Origin of the sequence: Leisingera sp. NJS204, from assembly GCF_004123675.1 — a bacterium.
Classification (GTDB): Bacteria; Pseudomonadota; Alphaproteobacteria; order Rhodobacterales; family Rhodobacteraceae; genus Leisingera.
The window spans coordinates 1,423,011-1,439,223 of sequence record NZ_CP035417.1 but is presented as its reverse complement, the minus strand read 5'-3'; the positions used below and the strand labels follow the sequence as shown (position 1 = coordinate 1,439,223).

At 61.3% G+C, this 16,213-nt stretch carries 15 protein-coding genes; 12 read left to right on the top strand and 3 right to left on the bottom strand.

The genetic code is table 11. The features are described 5' to 3' along the window. Window positions 1–3 precede the first annotated feature (3 nt). The 3 genes from ETW24_RS07055 to ETW24_RS07045 all read left to right on the top strand — a co-directional run bounded on the left by ETW24_RS07055 (window position 4) and on the right by ETW24_RS07045 (window position 3,363). Window positions 4–945, top strand: coding sequence for a DUF2927 domain-containing protein (locus tag ETW24_RS07055; RefSeq protein WP_254695720.1), 942 nt, complete (start codon window positions 4–6; stop codon window positions 943–945). Window positions 946–971: 26 nt separating this feature from the next. After that, the gene (locus ETW24_RS07050) at window positions 972–2,156 is read left to right on the top strand and encodes an SPFH domain-containing protein (RefSeq protein WP_129370368.1); all 1,185 of its coding nucleotides are present in this window, start codon (window positions 972–974) and stop codon (window positions 2,154–2,156) included. 85 nt (window positions 2,157–2,241) lie between these two features. Beyond that, a complete protein-coding gene (locus ETW24_RS07045) occupies window positions 2,242–3,363 on the top strand; it encodes a TFIIB-type zinc finger domain-containing protein (protein WP_129372863.1) in 1,122 nt (373 codons plus the stop codon). Between the two features lie 98 nt (window positions 3,364–3,461). Here ETW24_RS07045 and ETW24_RS07040 read toward each other — a convergent pair whose 3' ends face one another. Next, a complete protein-coding gene (locus ETW24_RS07040; RefSeq protein WP_129370367.1) occupies window positions 3,462–3,881 on the bottom strand; it encodes an Hsp20/alpha crystallin family protein in 420 nt (139 codons plus the stop codon). 197 nt (window positions 3,882–4,078) lie between these two features. Here ETW24_RS07040 and dtd point away from each other — a divergent pair, with 197 nt between their 5' ends. The 9 genes from dtd (at window position 4,079) to ETW24_RS06995 (ending at window position 13,267) form a co-directional block, all read left to right on the top strand. Next, window positions 4,079–4,525 carry a D-aminoacyl-tRNA deacylase gene (gene dtd / locus ETW24_RS07035; RefSeq protein ID WP_129370366.1) on the top strand — a complete coding sequence of 149 codons (447 nt, stop codon included), beginning with the start codon at window positions 4,079–4,081 and terminating at the stop codon, window positions 4,523–4,525. A gap of 448 nt (window positions 4,526–4,973) precedes the next feature. Further along, on the top strand, window positions 4,974–6,560 hold the full coding sequence (locus ETW24_RS07030; protein ID WP_129370365.1) for an ABC transporter substrate-binding protein: 1,587 nt from the start codon (window positions 4,974–4,976) through the stop codon (window positions 6,558–6,560). Between the two features lies 1 nt (window position 6,561). After that, on the top strand, window positions 6,562–7,518 hold the full coding sequence (locus tag ETW24_RS07025; protein ID WP_129370364.1) for an ABC transporter permease: 957 nt from the start codon (window positions 6,562–6,564) through the stop codon (window positions 7,516–7,518). After that, window positions 7,515–8,330 (top strand): ABC transporter permease, encoded by an 816-nt coding sequence (locus tag ETW24_RS07020; protein WP_129370363.1) that lies wholly within the window; start codon window positions 7,515–7,517, stop codon window positions 8,328–8,330. Before ETW24_RS07025 ends, ETW24_RS07020 begins: the two co-directional genes overlap by 4 nt. Then, the gene (locus tag ETW24_RS07015) at window positions 8,327–9,964 is read left to right on the top strand and encodes an ABC transporter ATP-binding protein (protein ID WP_129370362.1); all 1,638 of its coding nucleotides are present in this window, start codon (window positions 8,327–8,329) and stop codon (window positions 9,962–9,964) included. Before ETW24_RS07020 ends, ETW24_RS07015 begins: the two co-directional genes overlap by 4 nt. Before the next feature lie 222 nt (window positions 9,965–10,186). Then, window positions 10,187–10,828, top strand: coding sequence for a DUF1326 domain-containing protein (locus ETW24_RS07010; RefSeq protein WP_129370361.1), 642 nt, complete (start codon window positions 10,187–10,189; stop codon window positions 10,826–10,828). A gap of 7 nt (window positions 10,829–10,835) precedes the next feature. Continuing rightward, complete coding sequence (locus ETW24_RS07005; protein WP_129370360.1) at window positions 10,836–11,660, top strand: DUF2182 domain-containing protein; 825 nt, start codon at window positions 10,836–10,838, stop codon at window positions 11,658–11,660. 145 nt (window positions 11,661–11,805) lie between these two features. Further along, entirely contained in the window at window positions 11,806–12,642 is an 837-nt protein-coding gene (locus ETW24_RS07000; protein ID WP_129370359.1) for an alkaline phosphatase family protein, read from the top strand. A gap of 67 nt (window positions 12,643–12,709) precedes the next feature. After that, window positions 12,710–13,267 carry a DUF4453 domain-containing protein gene (locus tag ETW24_RS06995; RefSeq protein ID WP_129370358.1) on the top strand — a complete coding sequence of 186 codons (558 nt, stop codon included), beginning with the start codon at window positions 12,710–12,712 and terminating at the stop codon, window positions 13,265–13,267. On the opposite strand, the gene ETW24_RS06990 is transcribed toward ETW24_RS06995, so the two are convergent. Both ETW24_RS06990 and ETW24_RS06985 read right to left on the bottom strand, forming a co-directional pair. Then, window positions 13,264–14,199, bottom strand: coding sequence for an alpha/beta hydrolase (locus ETW24_RS06990; protein ID WP_129370357.1), 936 nt, complete (start codon window positions 14,197–14,199; stop codon window positions 13,264–13,266). The two genes, ETW24_RS06995 and ETW24_RS06990, sit on opposite strands and share 4 nt — an antisense overlap. A gap of 117 nt (window positions 14,200–14,316) precedes the next feature. Then, entirely contained in the window at window positions 14,317–16,209 is a 1,893-nt protein-coding gene (locus ETW24_RS06985) for an acyl-CoA synthetase (RefSeq protein WP_129370356.1), read from the bottom strand. Between the last annotated feature and the right edge of the window lie 4 nt (window positions 16,210–16,213).

Here is a 16,213-nt window from a genome sequence, read left to right as displayed (position 1 = left end):
GGAGTGGCAGGCGTGCAGGCAACAAAAGCCGTCTGGAAGAGCGGAGCCGCCCTGGCCGGGCTGGCTGCCCTGTCTGCCTGCCTGCCCTTTGCCCAGCCGGAATCACTGGTGCCGCAGGCCCGACCCGCAGTGCCTGAACCTGCGGTCTACAAACCCTCTGCCGACAGCGCCCAGCTGGCCTATTACTACAATGCCCTGCAACGCGACCTGCTGACCCGCGGGCTGCTGCGCACCGATGGCGGCGGCCCGGACACGCCCTATGATGCCGAGGACCTGGCCGAAAGTTTCGAGGCGCTGGCGTTTTATGACGAATACGGCGGATCGGGCATTTCCGGCGGCTTGGGCCGCTGGGCCGGGCCGGTGCGGATCGCAGCCGAATTCGGCCCCTCGGTGCCGGCGGTCCAGCGGGCGGCGGACAAGGAAACAGTCACCGCCTATGCCGCACGGCTGGCCCGGATTACCAGCCATCCGGTCAGCACGGTGGCGTCCCGGGCGAACTTTTACGTGATCTTTGCCAGCCTTGATGACAGCGCATTTGTCGCTGAGCGGGTGCGCGAGCTGCTGCCTTCGATCAGCGCCAAAGACCTGTCGCTGCTGGCTGCCCCGCCCCGCAGTTTTTACTGCCTTGTGGTTGCCGGCGGGCCGCAAAGCGACCCCCTGTCCTATACCCGCGGCGTGGCGCTGATCCGCGCTGAACATCCCGATCTGGTGCGCAAAAGCTGCGTGCATGAGGAAGTCGCGCAAGGGCTCGGTCTCAGGAATGACAGCCCGCGGGCGCGGCCCTCGATCTTTAACGACGACGATGAATTTGCGCTGCTGACCAGCTTTGACGAAAAACTGCTGCAGATGCTGTATGATCCAAGACTGAAAACAGGGATGGGCGCCGACGAGGCCCGCCCGGTGATCCGCATTCTCGCCCGCGAGGCGATGGGCCAGGAACTGTAGGCCAGCAAAGAAAGAGGACCTGACAGATGGGTATTTTCGATTTTCTCAAAGGCGAATTCATTGACGTCATCCATTGGGTGGATGACACCCATGACACCATGGTCTGGCGGTTTGAGCGCGAGGGCCATGAGATAAAATACGGCGCCAAGCTGACGGTGCGCGAGGGCCAGGCGGCGGTGTTTGTGCATGAGGGTCAGCTGGCGGATGTGTTCACACCCGGTCTTTACATGCTTGAGACCAACAACATGCCGGTGATGACAACGCTGCAGCACTGGGACCACGCGTTCCAGTCGCCGTTTAAATCGGAAGTCTATTTTGTCGACACCACCCGGTTCAGCGACCTGAAATGGGGGACCAAGAATCCGATCATCTGCCGCGACCCGGAATTCGGCCCGGTGCGGCTGCGGGCCTTTGGCAGCTATACCGTGCGGGTCGCTGACCCGGCGCGGTTCCTGACCGAGATCGTCGGCACCGATGGTGAATTCACCATGGACGAGATTTCCTATCAGATCCGCAACATCATCGTTCAGGAGTTCTCCCGCGTCATCGCTGGCTCCGGCATTCCGGTGCTGGATATGGCTGCCAATACCGCGGACCTGGGCAAGCTGGTGGCGGCAGAGATCTCCGGCACAATCGCCGAATACGGCCTGATGATCCCTGAACTGTACATTGAAAACATCTCGCTGCCGCCGGCGGTGGAAGAAGCGATGGACAAGCGCACCCAGATGGGCGTTTTGGGTGATCTGGGCCGGTACACGCAATTTTCCGCAGCTGAGGCAATGACCGCTGCAGCGCAAACCCCGAACAGCGGCATGGGCGGCGGCATGGGAATGGGCATGGGGTTCGCGATGGCCCAGCAGATGGGCAACCAGTTCGGCAACGGGGCAGCGGGTCAGCCCGCAGGCCCCTGGGGCGCCCGCCCCGCCCCCGCTGCTGCCGCACCGGCAGCGCCTGCCGCAGCCCCGCAGGCCGCGCCTGCCGCTCCGCCACCGCCGCCGGTCGAGCATGTCTGGCACATTGCGGCGGACGGACAGACCTCCGGCCCCTACTCAAAGGCAAGAATGGGACGGATGGCGCAGGACGGCACGCTGACGCGGGAAAGCCATGTCTGGACCCCGGGCCAGGATGGCTGGAAGCGGGCCGGCGATGTGATGGAGCTGGCGCAGCTGTTCACCATCCTGCCGCCGCCTCCCCCGCCGCCTGCCGGATAACGTCGCGCCGGGGCAGCAACCCCCAAGCGGTTTGCTGCCCGCCCCATCCCCTGACCCCTTACCTGACAGGTTGCCGCAAGTGACGATGCCCCCGCCGCCGCCCGCTGAAACCATGCCCGCCGCCGAGGAAGAAACTCATCGCTTCCCTTGTGAACAATGCGGTGCGGATTACTCCTATGACCCGGCCGCGGGCACCCTGACCTGCGGCCACTGCGGGCATTCCGAAAGCATCCGCAGCGGGCCATGGAAAGGGACTGCGCTTCAGGAACTGGACTTCGCCGCCGCCGCCGCAGACCGGCTGCCAGAGGCGGAGATCGAAGTGACCCGTGTTTCCACCTGCCCCAATTGCGCAGCACAGGTTGAGTTCGACCCCGATACCCATGCCAAGGAATGCCCGTTCTGCGCCACACCGGTGGTCACTGGAACCGGCGAAAGCAGGCATATCAAACCCAAGGGCGTGCTGCCCTTTGCAATGCCCGAACGCGCCGCGCATATGGCAATGACCAACTGGCTGGGCGGCCTGTGGTTTGCGCCCAGCGGCCTGAGGGAATACGCCCGCAAGGGGCGGCGGATGCAGGGTATCTATGTGCCCTACTGGACCTATGACGCCCAGACCCGCAGCCGCTATTCCGGTCAGCGCGGCACGGTTTATTACGTGACCGAGACCTACCAGCAGGATGGCGAGACCAGGACCCGGAAGGTGTCCAAGGTACGCTGGACGCCGGTGTCAGGCCGGGTGCAGCGGTTCTTTGACGATGTGCTGGTACTGGCCTCCAACAGCCTGCCCAAACGCTATACCGAGGCGCTGGAACCCTGGGATCTGTCTCAGCTGGAACCATACCAGCCGCAATACCTGGCGGGTTTCCGGGCCGAGGCTTACACCGTGGATCTGGAAACCGGCTTTGCCGAGGCAGGCCAGAAGATGGACCGGGTGATTGAGCGTGATGTGCGTTTTGACATCGGCGGCGACCGCCAGCGGATCGGCAGTATTGACACCCAGGTTTCGGAGGTGACGTTCAAACACATCCTGCTGCCGGTCTGGCTGGCGGCCTATAAATACCGTGGTAAAACTTACCGCTTTGTGGTCAACGGGCAATCCGGGCGCGTACAGGGCGAGCGGCCATACTCGGCTTGGAAAATAGCCTTTGCCGTGCTGCTGGCCCTGCTGGCCGGCGCCGGGATCGCGCTGCTGGCCAGTCAGCAATAGTGCCTGCTCCAAAACGGAAGGGGGCGCAATCGCCCCCCTTCCTGAACCGGCCGGTTCCTTTCCCCGGATCTGCACAGGAACCAAGCCCGGCCTCTCTGTCAGCCTTTGCTGATCTCGATCCTGCGGGCCGTTTCGGTCTGTTCCAGTGCCTTCTTCGGCACCGCTATGTGCAGCACGCCATCCTCCATCCGGGCCGAGGCCGTCTGCCCGTCCGCATCCTCCGGCAGCCGGAACGAGCGGCGGAAGGCTCCATACTGACGTTCGCTGAAGTACCACGTGTCACCGGTCTTTTCGGTCTGCGTCTTCTTTTCGCCGCGTATTGTCAGCACGCCATTGTCCACCGTCAGTTCCAGATCCTCCAGCGCGACACCCGGAAGTTCCATCGCGATATCATAGGCCTCTTTGCCCGAGGACGCTTCAGCGGCCGGATTCAGCCAATCGGCCAGCCGGGCGCCAAAACCGCGGAAGGGATCATACAGCGACGGCCAAAAGCCGCCATGTTCGGTTTTTTCCACCATTGTTCAGCCTCCTTTCTGCTTACATCCCATTTTACCATTGGCGCCGCGGCGGCGCCTTGATCCGCCGCAAAAACCCGGACCCGCACCGGATGATTACTGCCTGTCACCCCGCCTCTGCATTGCAAAGGGGCTAGAGTTCTTGCAGACCGGCGGACAGACGGCGCAGCGGCCGGAACTATTCAGCACAAGGAGCAGTCATGCGGGCATTGATACAGCGGGTCAGCGAGGCCTCGGTCACCGTTGAGGGCACGGCCATCGGCGAAATCGGCGCAGGCTTGCTGATCCTGATCTGCGCCATGGACGGCGACAGCGAGGCGCAGGCGGATCAGCTGGCAGCCAAAATCTCCAAGCTGCGGATCTTCAAGGACGAGGCCGGCAAGATGAACCGCTCGGTGCTGGATACCGGCGGCAGTGCGCTGGTGGTCAGCCAATTCACCCTGGCCGCCGACACCCGCCGCGGCAACCGTCCGGGGTTTTCCACTGCTGCTACGCCTGCCGAAGGCGAACGGCTGTATGAGTATTTTGCGGAGCAATTGTCCCGGCTAGGTTTGAAAATTGCAAAAGGACAGTTCGGTGCCGACATGAAGGTCCGGCTGCTGAATGACGGCCCGGTGACGGTATGGATGGACACAGAACAGCTTTGATCCGGCGCCAACGGGCTGCCTTCTGGCATGCCGCAAACCGTTCTTAGGGATTGGCCCGGACGATCCCGCCTGCCGCTGCGGGAAAAGGTCAGGAATTGGTCTTTTGCGGTGCAGAAGACGTTTTTCGACCTCAAAGCATCGATTCTCTTCGAATTCAAACCCGGTGGCGTGCGCGATCGTGGCAGATTCATAAAAATTCCGTCATTCCGGAGCACAAAAATTTCTTGTCGCATTCCGGATGTTTTTTTGATTTACACGCGACATTACCCCTGAAAACGGCACCTTACCTGAAAAAGACGACACCCCCTTATCCAGCCTCGCAAGTGCTCGTTCCCCCCTGCCAAGGGTTTGGCGAATAACGCTTGCGAGGTGGCAGTAAATGCGCAAATCTTGAACCACCAATCAAAAAACGGGTGCTTGCAGCACCGCAATCAATCGGGAGAAATCAATGAACAAGCATATGCAGTATCTGGCCAGTCAGGCCGTGGCAGGCAAACTGACGCGCCGTGACTTCCTGGGCAAAGCCGCTGCACTGGGCTTTACCGCTGTGTCCGCAAACCTGCTGCTGTCCGGCGCAGCCAAGGCCGCCGGCCCGCAAAAAGGCGGCACCATCAAGGTCGGCATTCAGGGCGGCGGCGCCTCGGACAGCCTTGACCCGGCCCTGGGTGCAAACGCAACCGCAAGCCAGGTGACCCGTTTGTGGGGCGAGCCGCTGCTGGAACTCGACCCGCAGGGCGGCATCTGGCCGCGTCTGGCCGAAAGCTATGAAGCCTCCGCGGACGCCCGCGTCTGGACTTTCAAGATCCGCGAAGGTGTGACCTTCTCCAACGGCAAAACACTGACTGCAGACGATGTGCTGGCGACCATGGACCGCCACTCGGGCGAAGACACCAAGTCCGGCGCTCTGGGCATCATGCGCGGTATCAAGGCGATGCGTGCGGAAGGCAACGACTTCATTGTCGAGCTGGACACCCCCAACGCCGACCTGCCGTATCTGCTGACTGACTATCACCTGGCGATCCAGCCCGACGGCGGCAAGGACGATCCGGCTGCCGGCATCGGCACCGGCCCCTACATTCTGAAGTCGGTCGAGCCGGGTGTGCGTTTTGTGGCCGAGAAGAACCCGAACTACTGGGACGACTCGCTGGGCCACGCTGAGGCGATCGAACTAATCGTCATCAATGACGATACCGCCCGTGTCGCGGCCCTGCAGTCCGGTCAGGTCCATATGATCAACCGGGTGCCGCCGCGGACTGCCAAACTGGTTGACCGTGCACCGAACATCAATGTTCAGACCACTTCGGGTCCTGGCCACTACGTGTTCATCATGCACACCAACACCGCCCCCTTCGACAACAAGGATCTGCGGCTGGCGCTGAAATACGGAATCAACCGTCAGGAATTGGTCGACAAAATCCTGTCAGGATACGGTTCGGTCGGCAACGACACTCCGATCAACTCGTCCTACCCGCTCTTCACCCAGTTGGAGCAGCGCGAATACGATCCGGACAAAGCGGCCTTCCACCTGAAGCAATCCGGGTTTGACGGCTCGGTCCTGCTGCGCACGTCGGACAACTCTTTCCCGGGTGCTCCGGATGCATCGGCTCTGTTCCAGCAGTCCGCCGGCGCTGCAGGCATCAACCTGGAAATCAAGCGCGAGCCCAACGACGGCTACTGGTCGGAAGTTTGGAACAATAAACCGTTCTGCACCAGCTACTGGGGCGGTCGGCCGACCCAGGACCAGATGTTCACCACCGCTTATCTGTCGACCGCGGACTGGAACGACACCCGCTTCAACAACGAGCAATTCGACCAGATGCTGGTTGCAGCACGGGGCGAGCTGGACGAAGGCAAGCGGACTCAGATGTATGCCGACATGTCGACCATCCTGCGCGACGAGGGCGGTCTGATCTGCCCGATGTTCAACGATTTTGTTGATGGTGTCAGCACCGAAGTGGGCGGCTGGGTCGATGCCAAACAGGGCTTTGAACTCAACAACTTCTACGCTCCCATGAAAATGTGGCTCGCTGCTTGATATGGGACCGGCGTTGAAACTTGTGGCCCAGCGCATTGCGCTGGGCCTTCTTCTCCTGCTTGCGGTATCAGCGCTGATTTTCGCAGGCACGATGATTCTGCCAGGTGATGTGGCCCAGTCGATCCTAGGCCAGTCTGCCACGCCCGAAGCCCTCGCAAACCTGCGGGCTGAGCTTGGGTTGAACGATCCTCCCGTGCAACGCTATTTCGAGTGGCTGTTCAACGCACTGCAAGGCGACTTGGGAACTGCCCTGACAAATGGGCGCAGCATTACTGAAAGCATCGGCCAGCGCCTGAGCAACACTCTGTTCCTCGCCTTCTGGGCTGCTGTTGTTGCGGTGCCGCTTGCAATCTTCCTTGGCCTTCTCGCTGTCCGCTACAAAGACCGTTGGCCGGACAAACTGATTTCTGCCGTAACACTGGCCTCGATTTCGATCCCGGAGTTCCTGATCGGTTACATGCTGATGTACCTGATTGCAGTGAAGCTTCGCTGGTTCCCCTCGGTATCGATGATCAATGACTCCATGAGCTTTCTCGAGAAACTGAGTTCCATTGCATTGCCTGTGGCGGTGCTGACGCTTGTTGTGCTGGCACATATGATGCGCATGACCCGCGCCGCAATTCTGAACGTGATGCAGTCGGCCTATATCGAAACCGCCGAGCTGAAAGGCCTGTCCGGTTTTCAGGTGATCTACCGTCATGCCTTCCCCAACGCGGTTGCGCCGATCGTCAATGTTGTCATGCTGAACCTGGCTTATCTGGTGGTCGGCGTCGTGGTGATCGAAGTTGTGTTCACCTATCCGGGTATGGGCCAGTATCTTGTGGACCACGTATCCAAGCGGGACGTTCCTGTTGTGCAGGCCTGCGGCCTGATCTTTGCCGCCGTCTACATTGGCCTGAACCTGATCGCTGATGTGGTTTCGATCCTGTCCAACCCGCGCCTGAGGCACCCGAAATGAAGAACATCCCAGTTTCTGCAATGATCGGGCTGTTCTTCACGGCCCTCTACTTTCTCGCGGCGCTGTTTGCCCCGCTGATTGCCCCCCACGGCATGGCCGAAATCGTCGGCGATGTTTGGGAACCTTCGTCCGGCGAATTCCTTCTTGGTACCGACAACATCGGCCGGGATCTGCTGTCGCGCATGATCTATGGCGGGCGGACAACCATCTTTGTGGCAACCGCTGCAACGATCTTATCCTTCACGCTTGGCTCTGTCCTTGGCTTCTTTGCTGCGGTCATGGGCGGCTGGGTGGACCAGGTACTGTCGCGTTTCGTCGACCTGATCATGTCTATCCCGACGCTGATCTTCGCGCTTGTCGTGCTGTCTGTGATGCCGGTGACAATCCCGATCCTCATCGTTGTAATGGGGCTTCTGGATTCGACGCGCGTCTTCCGCTTAGCACGTGCCGTCGCAGTGGATATCGAGGTCATGGACTATGTCGAGGCAGCCCGTCTGCGCGGCGAGAAAACCGCCTGGATCATCTTCCGCGAAATCCTGCCCAACGCGTTGTCGCCTTTGATTGCCGAAATGGGCCTGCGGTTCATTTTTGCGGTGCTGTTTGTCTCAACCCTGTCCTTCCTGGGCCTGGGCGTGCAGCCGCCTGAGGCTGACTGGGGCGGCATCGTGAAGGAAAACAAGGAGGGCATCGTCTACGGAATTCCCGCAGCCCTGATCCCGGCCTTTGCCATCGCCACTCTGGCGATCTCGGTCAACCTTGTTGCTGACTGGGTGCTGAACCGGACCACATCGCTGAAAGGAGGCCGCGGATGAGCGATGCCCTGTTGAAAGTCCGCGACCTGAAAATCGGCGCGACCATCTACCCGCCGGGCGAACGCCCCCGCGATATCGAGATCGTGCACGGGGTCAGCTTTGATCTTGCGCCCGGAAAGGTGCTGGGGCTGATCGGTGAATCCGGTGCCGGCAAATCGACCATCGGTCTCGCGTCCATGGCCTATGGCCGCGGCGGCGTGCAGATCACCGGCGGCGAGGTCTGGGTCAACGGCCGAGACATCCTCAAGAGCGGTCACAAGGACATCCGGCGCCTGCGCGGTGCCGAGGTGACCTATGTGTCGCAATCGGCGGCAGCCTCCTTCAACCCGGCCAAGAAGATCATGGACCAGGTGGTCGAGGCCGCGGTGGAGCAGAAGAAGTTCTCCCGCAAGGACGCCGAAGCCCGCGCCCGCGCCCTGTTCGCCAAGCTGGGCCTGCCGGATCCGGACAATATCGGCGAACGCTACCCGCACCAGGTGTCGGGCGGCCAGCTGCAGCGTTGCATGACCGCGCTGGCGCTGTGCCCGGAGCCGGATCTGGTGGTGTTCGACGAGCCGACAACCGCGCTCGACGTGACCACCCAGATCGACGTGCTGATGGCAATCAAGGAAGCGATCCGCGACACCGGCGTTGCCGCGCTCTACATTACCCACGACCTGGCGGTTGTGGCGCAGGTGAGCGACGACATCATGGTGCTGAAGATGGGCAACACCGTGGAATACGGCCCCGTTGACCAGATCATCAACAACCCGCAGGAGGAGTACACCCAGGCGCTGGTCTCGGTCCGCTCCATCGAACACGAGGAAAAGGCCCCGACGCCCGATCCGGTGCTGAGCGTGAGGAACATCACCGCGCGCTATAAGGGCACCCAGTTCGACGTGCTGCACAATGTGAATGTTGATCTCTATCCCGGCCAGACGCTGGCGGTGGTGGGCGAATCCGGTTCCGGAAAATCCACCCTGGCCCGCGTCATCACCGGGCTTCTGCCCCCGCGCGAGGGTGAGATCGAATTCGCAGGCCGCACCCTGTCGGGCGACCTCAAAGGGCGCAGCCGCGAGGACTTGCGCGAGCTGCAGATGATCTACCAGATGGCGGATGTGGCGATGAACCCGCGCCAGACCGTTGGCACCATCATCGGCCGTCCGCTGGAGTTCTACTTTGGCATCCGCGGCGCGGAAAAGAAGAAGCGGATCATCGAACTGCTCGACGAGATCGAGCTGGGCGAAAAATTCATGGACCGTTATCCGGCGGAGCTGTCGGGCGGCCAGAAGCAGCGTGTCTGCATTGCCCGTTCGCTGGCGGCCAAGCCCAAGATGATCATCTGCGACGAGGTCACCTCGGCGCTGGACCCGCTGGTGGCGGACGGCATCCTGAAGCTTCTGCTGGACCTGCAGAAGATCGAGGATGTGGCCTATCTGTTCATCACCCACGATCTGGCAACCGTGCGCGCCATCTCCGACAACATCGCGGTGATGTACCAGGGCAAGGTGCAGCGCTACGGCGGCAAGTCCAAAGTGCTGAGCCCGCCATTTGACGATTACACCGACTTGCTGCTGAGTTCCGTCCCCGAGATGAAGCTGGGCTGGCTGGAAGAGGTGATCGCCCACCGCAAGATGGAAAGCGCCGGCAACTGATCCCGTAATCTTTTACTATGTCATACGCCCCTGCCCGGTTCCGGGCGGGGGCTTTTTCTTTTCTGCCTTCGACATTTTGTGATAGTTTGACGGGACCGGGGAAATGCGGCGGGTCCAGCCGCAAATAATGTTCTGTTTCTGAGTGCAGCTGTTTTTGCTTTGCAGGCCAACCTGAAGTCATCGGGCAGTTTTGTTTGACTGCAAAAGGCTGGAGGCGCTGCTATGACAGATTGGGCCATTCACGGACAGGAAATCGGCAACTGCAATTGCAATCCGGGGTGTCCGTGCCAGTTCTCACAGCTGCCCACGGACGGCACATGCGAAGCCATGCTGACCTACCGTATCGACAAGGGGCATTATGGCAGCGTCCAGCTGGACGGGCTTTATGCGGCGGTGATCTATAAATGGCCGGGCGCCGTGCACGAGGGCAACGGCCAGATGCAGATGATCATCGACGAACGCGCCACCGCGGATCAGCGGGCCGCGCTGGAGGCGATCATGACAGGCGAAGACACCGATGAATTCGCTACCATGTTCTATGTGTTCAGCCTGACAAGCCCGACCAAGCACGAAACGCTGCATGCCGCGATCTCGTTGGACTATGATCGCGAAACCGGCACCGGGTCGGCCAAGGTTGGCGATTACGCCGAAACCAAAGTGCAGCCGATCGCCAATATCGTTTCCGGGGATCCGCATTTCGTCAGCATCGCGCTGCCGAAAGGCTTCGAATTCACCGAGGCCGCCATGGCCAGCGGTTCGACCGTGACACGCAACGCAGCGATCAGCCTGGACAAGAACAGCGCAACCCACGCCCATATCGCCGAGCTGCACCTGACCGGCAGAGGCGTTGAGCGCGCGGCCTGAGATGGTCATGGCACCGGTACTGCGCATAAAGGGAACAGCGGAACGGTTGGCGCGCCACGACCAGGCAGTGGTGCTGGGCGCCGTGGCCCTGATCGTGCTGCTTAGCGTGTTTTACACTGTTTTTGGCGTTGGCATGACCATGACCGCGGTAGAAATGACACGGATGGCCGGACCGATTGGCGCACCGATGCAGATGGGCGCGAACGATGCCTGGACGCCTGCCTATACCGGGCTGATCTTCCTGATGTGGTGGATCATGATGGTCGCCATGATGACCCCCAGTGCCGCGCCTGTGCTGCTGCTCTACACGGCCATCAAGAAAGCCGGCTCCAGCCCGCAGCAGGCACCGCTGCTGAGTCTGGCGTTTCTTGGCGGTTATCTGCTGGCTTGGGCCGTTTTTTCAATTATCGCCACCAGCTTGCAATGGTGGCTGGAATCGTGGGGCCTCTCTTATGGTCCCATGATGTCGCTCAGCAGCCGCGCGCTTGGCGGTGCGTTGTTGCTGGCGGCGGGCGCCTATCAGTTTACCCCCTACAAGCACGCCTGCCTATTTCATTGCCGGATGCCGGTACAATTTCTGACCGCGCATAACCGCACAGGTTTGGATGGTGCTGTACTGATGGGCGCCCATCACGGCGTTTTTTGCCTCGGCTGCTGCTGGGCGTTGATGCTGCTGCTGTTTGCCGGCGGCATCATGAACCTCTACTGGATTGCCGGGCTTGCGCTTTATGTGCTGGCGGAAAAGCATGTCCGCAACCCGCGCCTGTTTGCTAACTCCACTGGCGGGCTCCTGCTGCTTGCCGGCGTCTATGTCCTTGCCACCGCATTCTAAGCCCGGCCCGGCCTCTCCCCGGCAAAGCCAGGAAACTTCCCGCCGAAATGCCGGTTTCTGACCATCCTTTCGTTTTTTGAATGGCAATTCAAGAAACCGTCACGATGATACGGCACCAAGTCTGCGCGAAAAAGGGATTCGGCGAATGGACAACAAACTCCTGCTCATCATTCTGGACGGCGTGCCGTGGCGAAACTTCCGCCGCTTGTTCGGCAACCTCGAAGGCTGGGTCGACAGCGGCGATGCCCGCGTCTGGAAACTGCGCGCTGTGCTGCCGTCGATCTCGGCCAGCTGCTATGCCTCGATCCACACCGGTGTGGCGCCTGCCATCCATGGCTGCACCGGCAATGCCAATGTGTTCCGGCTGAAGGAAAAGGACGTATTCTCCCAGGTGCGCGAAGCGGGCGGCGTGACCGGGGCTGTGGCGCACAGCTACTGGTCGTCCTTCTTCAACCGGCACCCGTTCGATTACGTGCGCGACATCGAATACGACGAACCCGAGAGCAAGACCATCAACCATGGCCGGTTTCATTCCATGACCGGCTACGGCAAAGATAATCAGATGACCCCGTCGGATGTCGACCTGTTCGGCACCCTGACCAACCTCTGCCTGCGATTTGGCCTGGACTACGGGATGCTGCACACCTGCACCCTGGACAGCATGGGCCACCGGTATTTCCACGACTGCCAGGAAATGGACCACGCCTGTTTCGTGATGGACGAGATGCTGGCCCCTTTCATCACCCGCTGGCGCGGCCTGGGGTACGAGGTGATCGTGACGGCAGACCACGGCCAGGACGAACGCGGCCACCATGGCGGCCGCGGCGCCCTGCAGCAGGAAACGGCACTGTACTACTTTGGTGATGCCGAAGGCCCCGATCATGACGCTGTGATCGACCAGCGCCAGCTGGCGCCGACCATCCTGAAACGGCTGGGCGCCCCCATTGCCGGCACCATGAAGGCAGAACCGTTCCTGAAGTAACGCGAAATCGGCGGTTGTGTGCTAGGATGGCCCTCAGCCGCCGTTTTGTTGATCAGGAAGGATTGCCATGAAATCTTTTGCTGCCGCGCTGTGCCTGCTGGCGTCCCCGGTACTGGCCAGCGATGCCTGTCACGACCTTTGGTTCACCAGAAACGCTGTTATCGACCGGGCCGGGTATTGTTTCGGCTCGCCGCTGGGCCGGGCGGTGTTCGACAACGGCGACTGCATCGGCAAATCCGTATCCCTGCCGCCGCACTCCGGGCGGATGGTGGCTTTGGTCAAGGAGATGGAGGCGCGGTTCGGCTGCCGGGTGAACAACAAACAGACCTATCTGGACCTGGACGATCTGTTCCTCAGGCACCAGCTGTGGGACCTGCCTGTGCGTGACGAATTTGAAAGCGCCTGCCTGGGCTGGCTGGGTCCGGTGACCGGCCTGCGCGCGGGACACCGTCCGGATGCACCGCTGGTCGGGCAGATCGTTGCCGGAGATTATGTCAGCTATTCACACATCCCGGTTGGCAGCTGGACCTATGTCACAACCTCCGGCCCGGATTGGCAAGCAACCAGCGGCGGCTGGCTGGATACATCGCTGGTACAGGAGCAATGCCGTGAGGTTGCCGGCTAGGGCGCCTCGTCATCGTAGCTCCAGATCCCCTGCCCCAGTGCTTCGATCGCGACCGAGATCCGCTCAAAACTGTCCCGCGCCCGGCCCACGCTGTGGCGGGCGCGCAGATATCCGTGGATCAGGCCCGGCTCGTTGATCCAATGCGCCTTGCCGCCGGCCTCCAGAATGCGATCGCTGTAATCGCGGGAGTCATCGCGCACCGGGTCGCAATCAGCCGTCACCAGCACTGTCGGCGGCAGGCCTGCAAAATCGCTGTCGGTAAGCGGTGTTAACAGCGGATCATCTTTCGGCGCCGCGCCATCGGTGCGGATATCCATGTAAAACAGCACATCCTCGCGGGTCAGCATCGGCGCTTTGGCATGTTCGATATAGGATCCCTGGTTCACATCGCCGCCAAAGGCGCCATAAATCAGCACCTGCCCCAGGATTGCCTCTGTCCGGCCACGCGCATGATGCGCCACCGCAGCGCACAGGTTCGCACCCGCGCTGTCGCCCGTCAGGACAATGCCGGTGCCATAAGCGGCCTCCACCCATTCCAAGGCGGTCCAGGCGTCCTCGAAACCGGCCGGGTGCTTGTGCTCCGGCGCCAGGCGGTAATCCACGGCCACTACCCGGTAACCGGTCTGGGCGCAGATCTCGGCGCAGACATCGTCATGGCTGTCGAGCCCGCCAACCACAAAACCGCCGCCATGGCAGAACAGCACCGTGCGGGTCGGATCGCCTGCGGTGTAGACCCGGACCGGCACCCCGTTAGCCGAGGTATCCATGACCGAAACCACATCCGGACGCGGCACCCGGAACTCGCGTGCCATGGAGTCATAAATCAGGCGCTGCTCTTCAATGGTCATTTCAACGGCGTCATCAGGGTAGTGCTCCCCGGTCTTCTGGATAAAGTCCCAGGTCTCTTCGTCGATCAGCCGTTCATAATCCATCCGCGAGCCTCCCTGCGTGTCTGTTTTTCCGAGCCTAGGCAGAGATTCCCGCAAATGGAATGCCTGAATGAAAAAGCGCCCCTGAGGGCGCCTTTTATCTCACGTTTACAATCAGGTTCAGTCCGCCGCCGGCTCCCAGGGCCGGGTAAAGCTGGCCAGAACAGCGGAAATTTCAGGCTCGGCACTGCCATTGGCCGCCACTTGGGCCACCAGGCCGCGTTTTTTGTCGTCGGTGACACTGACAACACGTGCAGCCAGACCGGCCTTTTCCAGTGCGCCGTTGTAAACACGGGTGATCGCATGTTTGCGCAGATCCGGCTTGAATACCTTGCCCACGGCGGTTTTCGGCAGCTCGTCCAGCACCGTCATATGCTTGGGGATCGCCGCCCGCTCATGCACGTGGATTTTGCAGTATTCCAGCAGCTCCGCCTCGCTGACCGAGGCGCCGCCCACCAGCTCGACAAAGGCACAAGGCAGCTCGCCCGAGTGGGCATCCGGCTGGCCGATAGCGCCGGCAAATGCCACCGCTTCATGCCCCAGCAGCGCCTCTTCGATCTCGGCCGGATCGATGTTGTGGCCGCCGCGGATGATCAGATCCTTGGCACGGCCGGTGATCCACAGGTAGCCATCCCCGTCAATCCGCCCCAAGTCGCCGGTGCGCAGGTATTTGTCCTGATAGTAGAGGTCCGCGTTTTTTTCGGCTTCGGTATAGGTGTTGCCGGGGTAGACGCCGGGGTTGGAAATGCAGATTTCCCCCACTTCATCTACACCGCATTCCAGCGGGCCGTCGGAGGTCTGCTTGACGATCCGCACATCGGTATAGGGGAGAGGGATCCCAACCGACCCGACCTTTTTTTCCCCGCCCGGAGGGTTGCAGGACACCAGGCAGGTCGCCTCGGTCAAGCCGTAACCTTCGACAATGGTCACGCCTGACGCTGCCTCGAACCGCTTGAACAATTCCATCGGCATCGGGGCCGAGCCCGAAAACGCCGTTTTCACCGAGGAGATATCAGCGTCCACTTCCCGCTGCATCAGCGCCGAAACAGCAGTGGGCACGGTGATGATAAAGGTGATCTTCCAGCGTTCGATCAGCTTCCAGAAATTGTCGAACACCCCCTCGCCGCGATAGCCCTGCGGCGTCGGAAACACCACATGCGCCCCCGAGGATACCGCCGCCATCATGATCACATGCACCGCAAAGACATGAAACAACGGCAGCGGGCACATGATGTTGTCTTCTTCGGTGAACAGCAGCTTGTCCCCCAGCCAGCCGTTATAGATCAGGCCCGAGTATTTGTGCTGCGCAACCTTGGGCATTCCCGTGGTGCCGCCGGTGTGGAAATAGCAGGCAACCCGGTCGCCGTCGCTGTCGGCGAAATTCAGCGTGGCGGGATGTTTTGCCACTTCCTTGGAGAAATTCAGGTAATCCGCATGGGCCGCCTTGGCCTGATTGTCCAGCTTGGGCCGGATCAGCGGCACGATCCAGGATTTCGGCGGCGTCAGATAGCGGTTCAGGTCCACTTCCAGCACCGTGTTCACCCCAGGCGCATGGCGCACGGCCTCGGCCACCTTCTGGGCCACGTCGGTCTTGGGGAAGGGCCGCAGGGTCACCACCACCTTGGCCTTGGTTTCCCGCAGGATCGACGCGATCTGCTCTGGCTCCAAGAGCGGGTTGATCGGGTTCACAATCCCCGCCACCGCGCCGCCCAGCATGGTGACCAGCGTCTCGTGGCAATTGGGCAGCACATAGGCGACCACGTCCTGCTCTCCGATCCCCAGCGCGCGGAACATATTGGCCGCCTGGCTCACCTGATCCTTCAGCGTGCTCCAGGTCAGGGTTTCCGCCTTGTCCCGGGGGCCGGAAAAAATCTGATAGCTGACCGCCTTGCCGTTGGGGTATTTGCCCGCCGTCCGTGACAGCAGCCCATACAGCGTGGCCGGCAGATCCCGCGCCTCATACGGCATTTCGTTCTGCAGCGCGTCGCGGTCTGCGACTCCGGAAAATCCCATAAAT

Excerpts from the sequence above, each read along its gene's own strand:
- ETW24_RS07050 (WP_129370368.1), top strand. The coding sequence starts at position 972 with ATGGGTATTTTCGATTTTCTCAAAGGCGAATTCATTGACGTCATCCAT.
- ETW24_RS07045 (WP_129372863.1), top strand. The coding sequence starts at position 2,242 with ATGCCCCCGCCGCCGCCCGCTGAAACCATGCCCGCCGCCGAGGAAGAA.
- ETW24_RS07040 (WP_129370367.1), bottom strand. The coding sequence starts at position 3,881 with ATGGTGGAAAAAACCGAACATGGCGGCTTTTGGCCGTCGCTGTATGAT.
- dtd (WP_129370366.1), top strand. The coding sequence starts at position 4,079 with ATGCGGGCATTGATACAGCGGGTCAGCGAGGCCTCGGTCACCGTTGAG.
- ETW24_RS07030 (WP_129370365.1), top strand. The coding sequence starts at position 4,974 with ATGAACAAGCATATGCAGTATCTGGCCAGTCAGGCCGTGGCAGGCAAA.
- ETW24_RS07025 (WP_129370364.1), top strand. The coding sequence starts at position 6,562 with ATGGGACCGGCGTTGAAACTTGTGGCCCAGCGCATTGCGCTGGGCCTT.
- ETW24_RS07020 (WP_129370363.1), top strand. The coding sequence starts at position 7,515 with ATGAAGAACATCCCAGTTTCTGCAATGATCGGGCTGTTCTTCACGGCC.
- ETW24_RS07015 (WP_129370362.1), top strand. The coding sequence starts at position 8,327 with ATGAGCGATGCCCTGTTGAAAGTCCGCGACCTGAAAATCGGCGCGACC.
- ETW24_RS07010 (WP_129370361.1), top strand. The coding sequence starts at position 10,187 with ATGACAGATTGGGCCATTCACGGACAGGAAATCGGCAACTGCAATTGC.
- ETW24_RS07005 (WP_129370360.1), top strand. The coding sequence starts at position 10,836 with ATGGCACCGGTACTGCGCATAAAGGGAACAGCGGAACGGTTGGCGCGC.
- ETW24_RS07000 (WP_129370359.1), top strand. The coding sequence starts at position 11,806 with ATGGACAACAAACTCCTGCTCATCATTCTGGACGGCGTGCCGTGGCGA.
- ETW24_RS06995 (WP_129370358.1), top strand. The coding sequence starts at position 12,710 with ATGAAATCTTTTGCTGCCGCGCTGTGCCTGCTGGCGTCCCCGGTACTG.
- ETW24_RS06990 (WP_129370357.1), bottom strand. The coding sequence starts at position 14,199 with ATGGATTATGAACGGCTGATCGACGAAGAGACCTGGGACTTTATCCAG.
- ETW24_RS06985 (WP_129370356.1), bottom strand. The coding sequence starts at position 16,209 with ATGGGATTTTCCGGAGTCGCAGACCGCGACGCGCTGCAGAACGAAATG.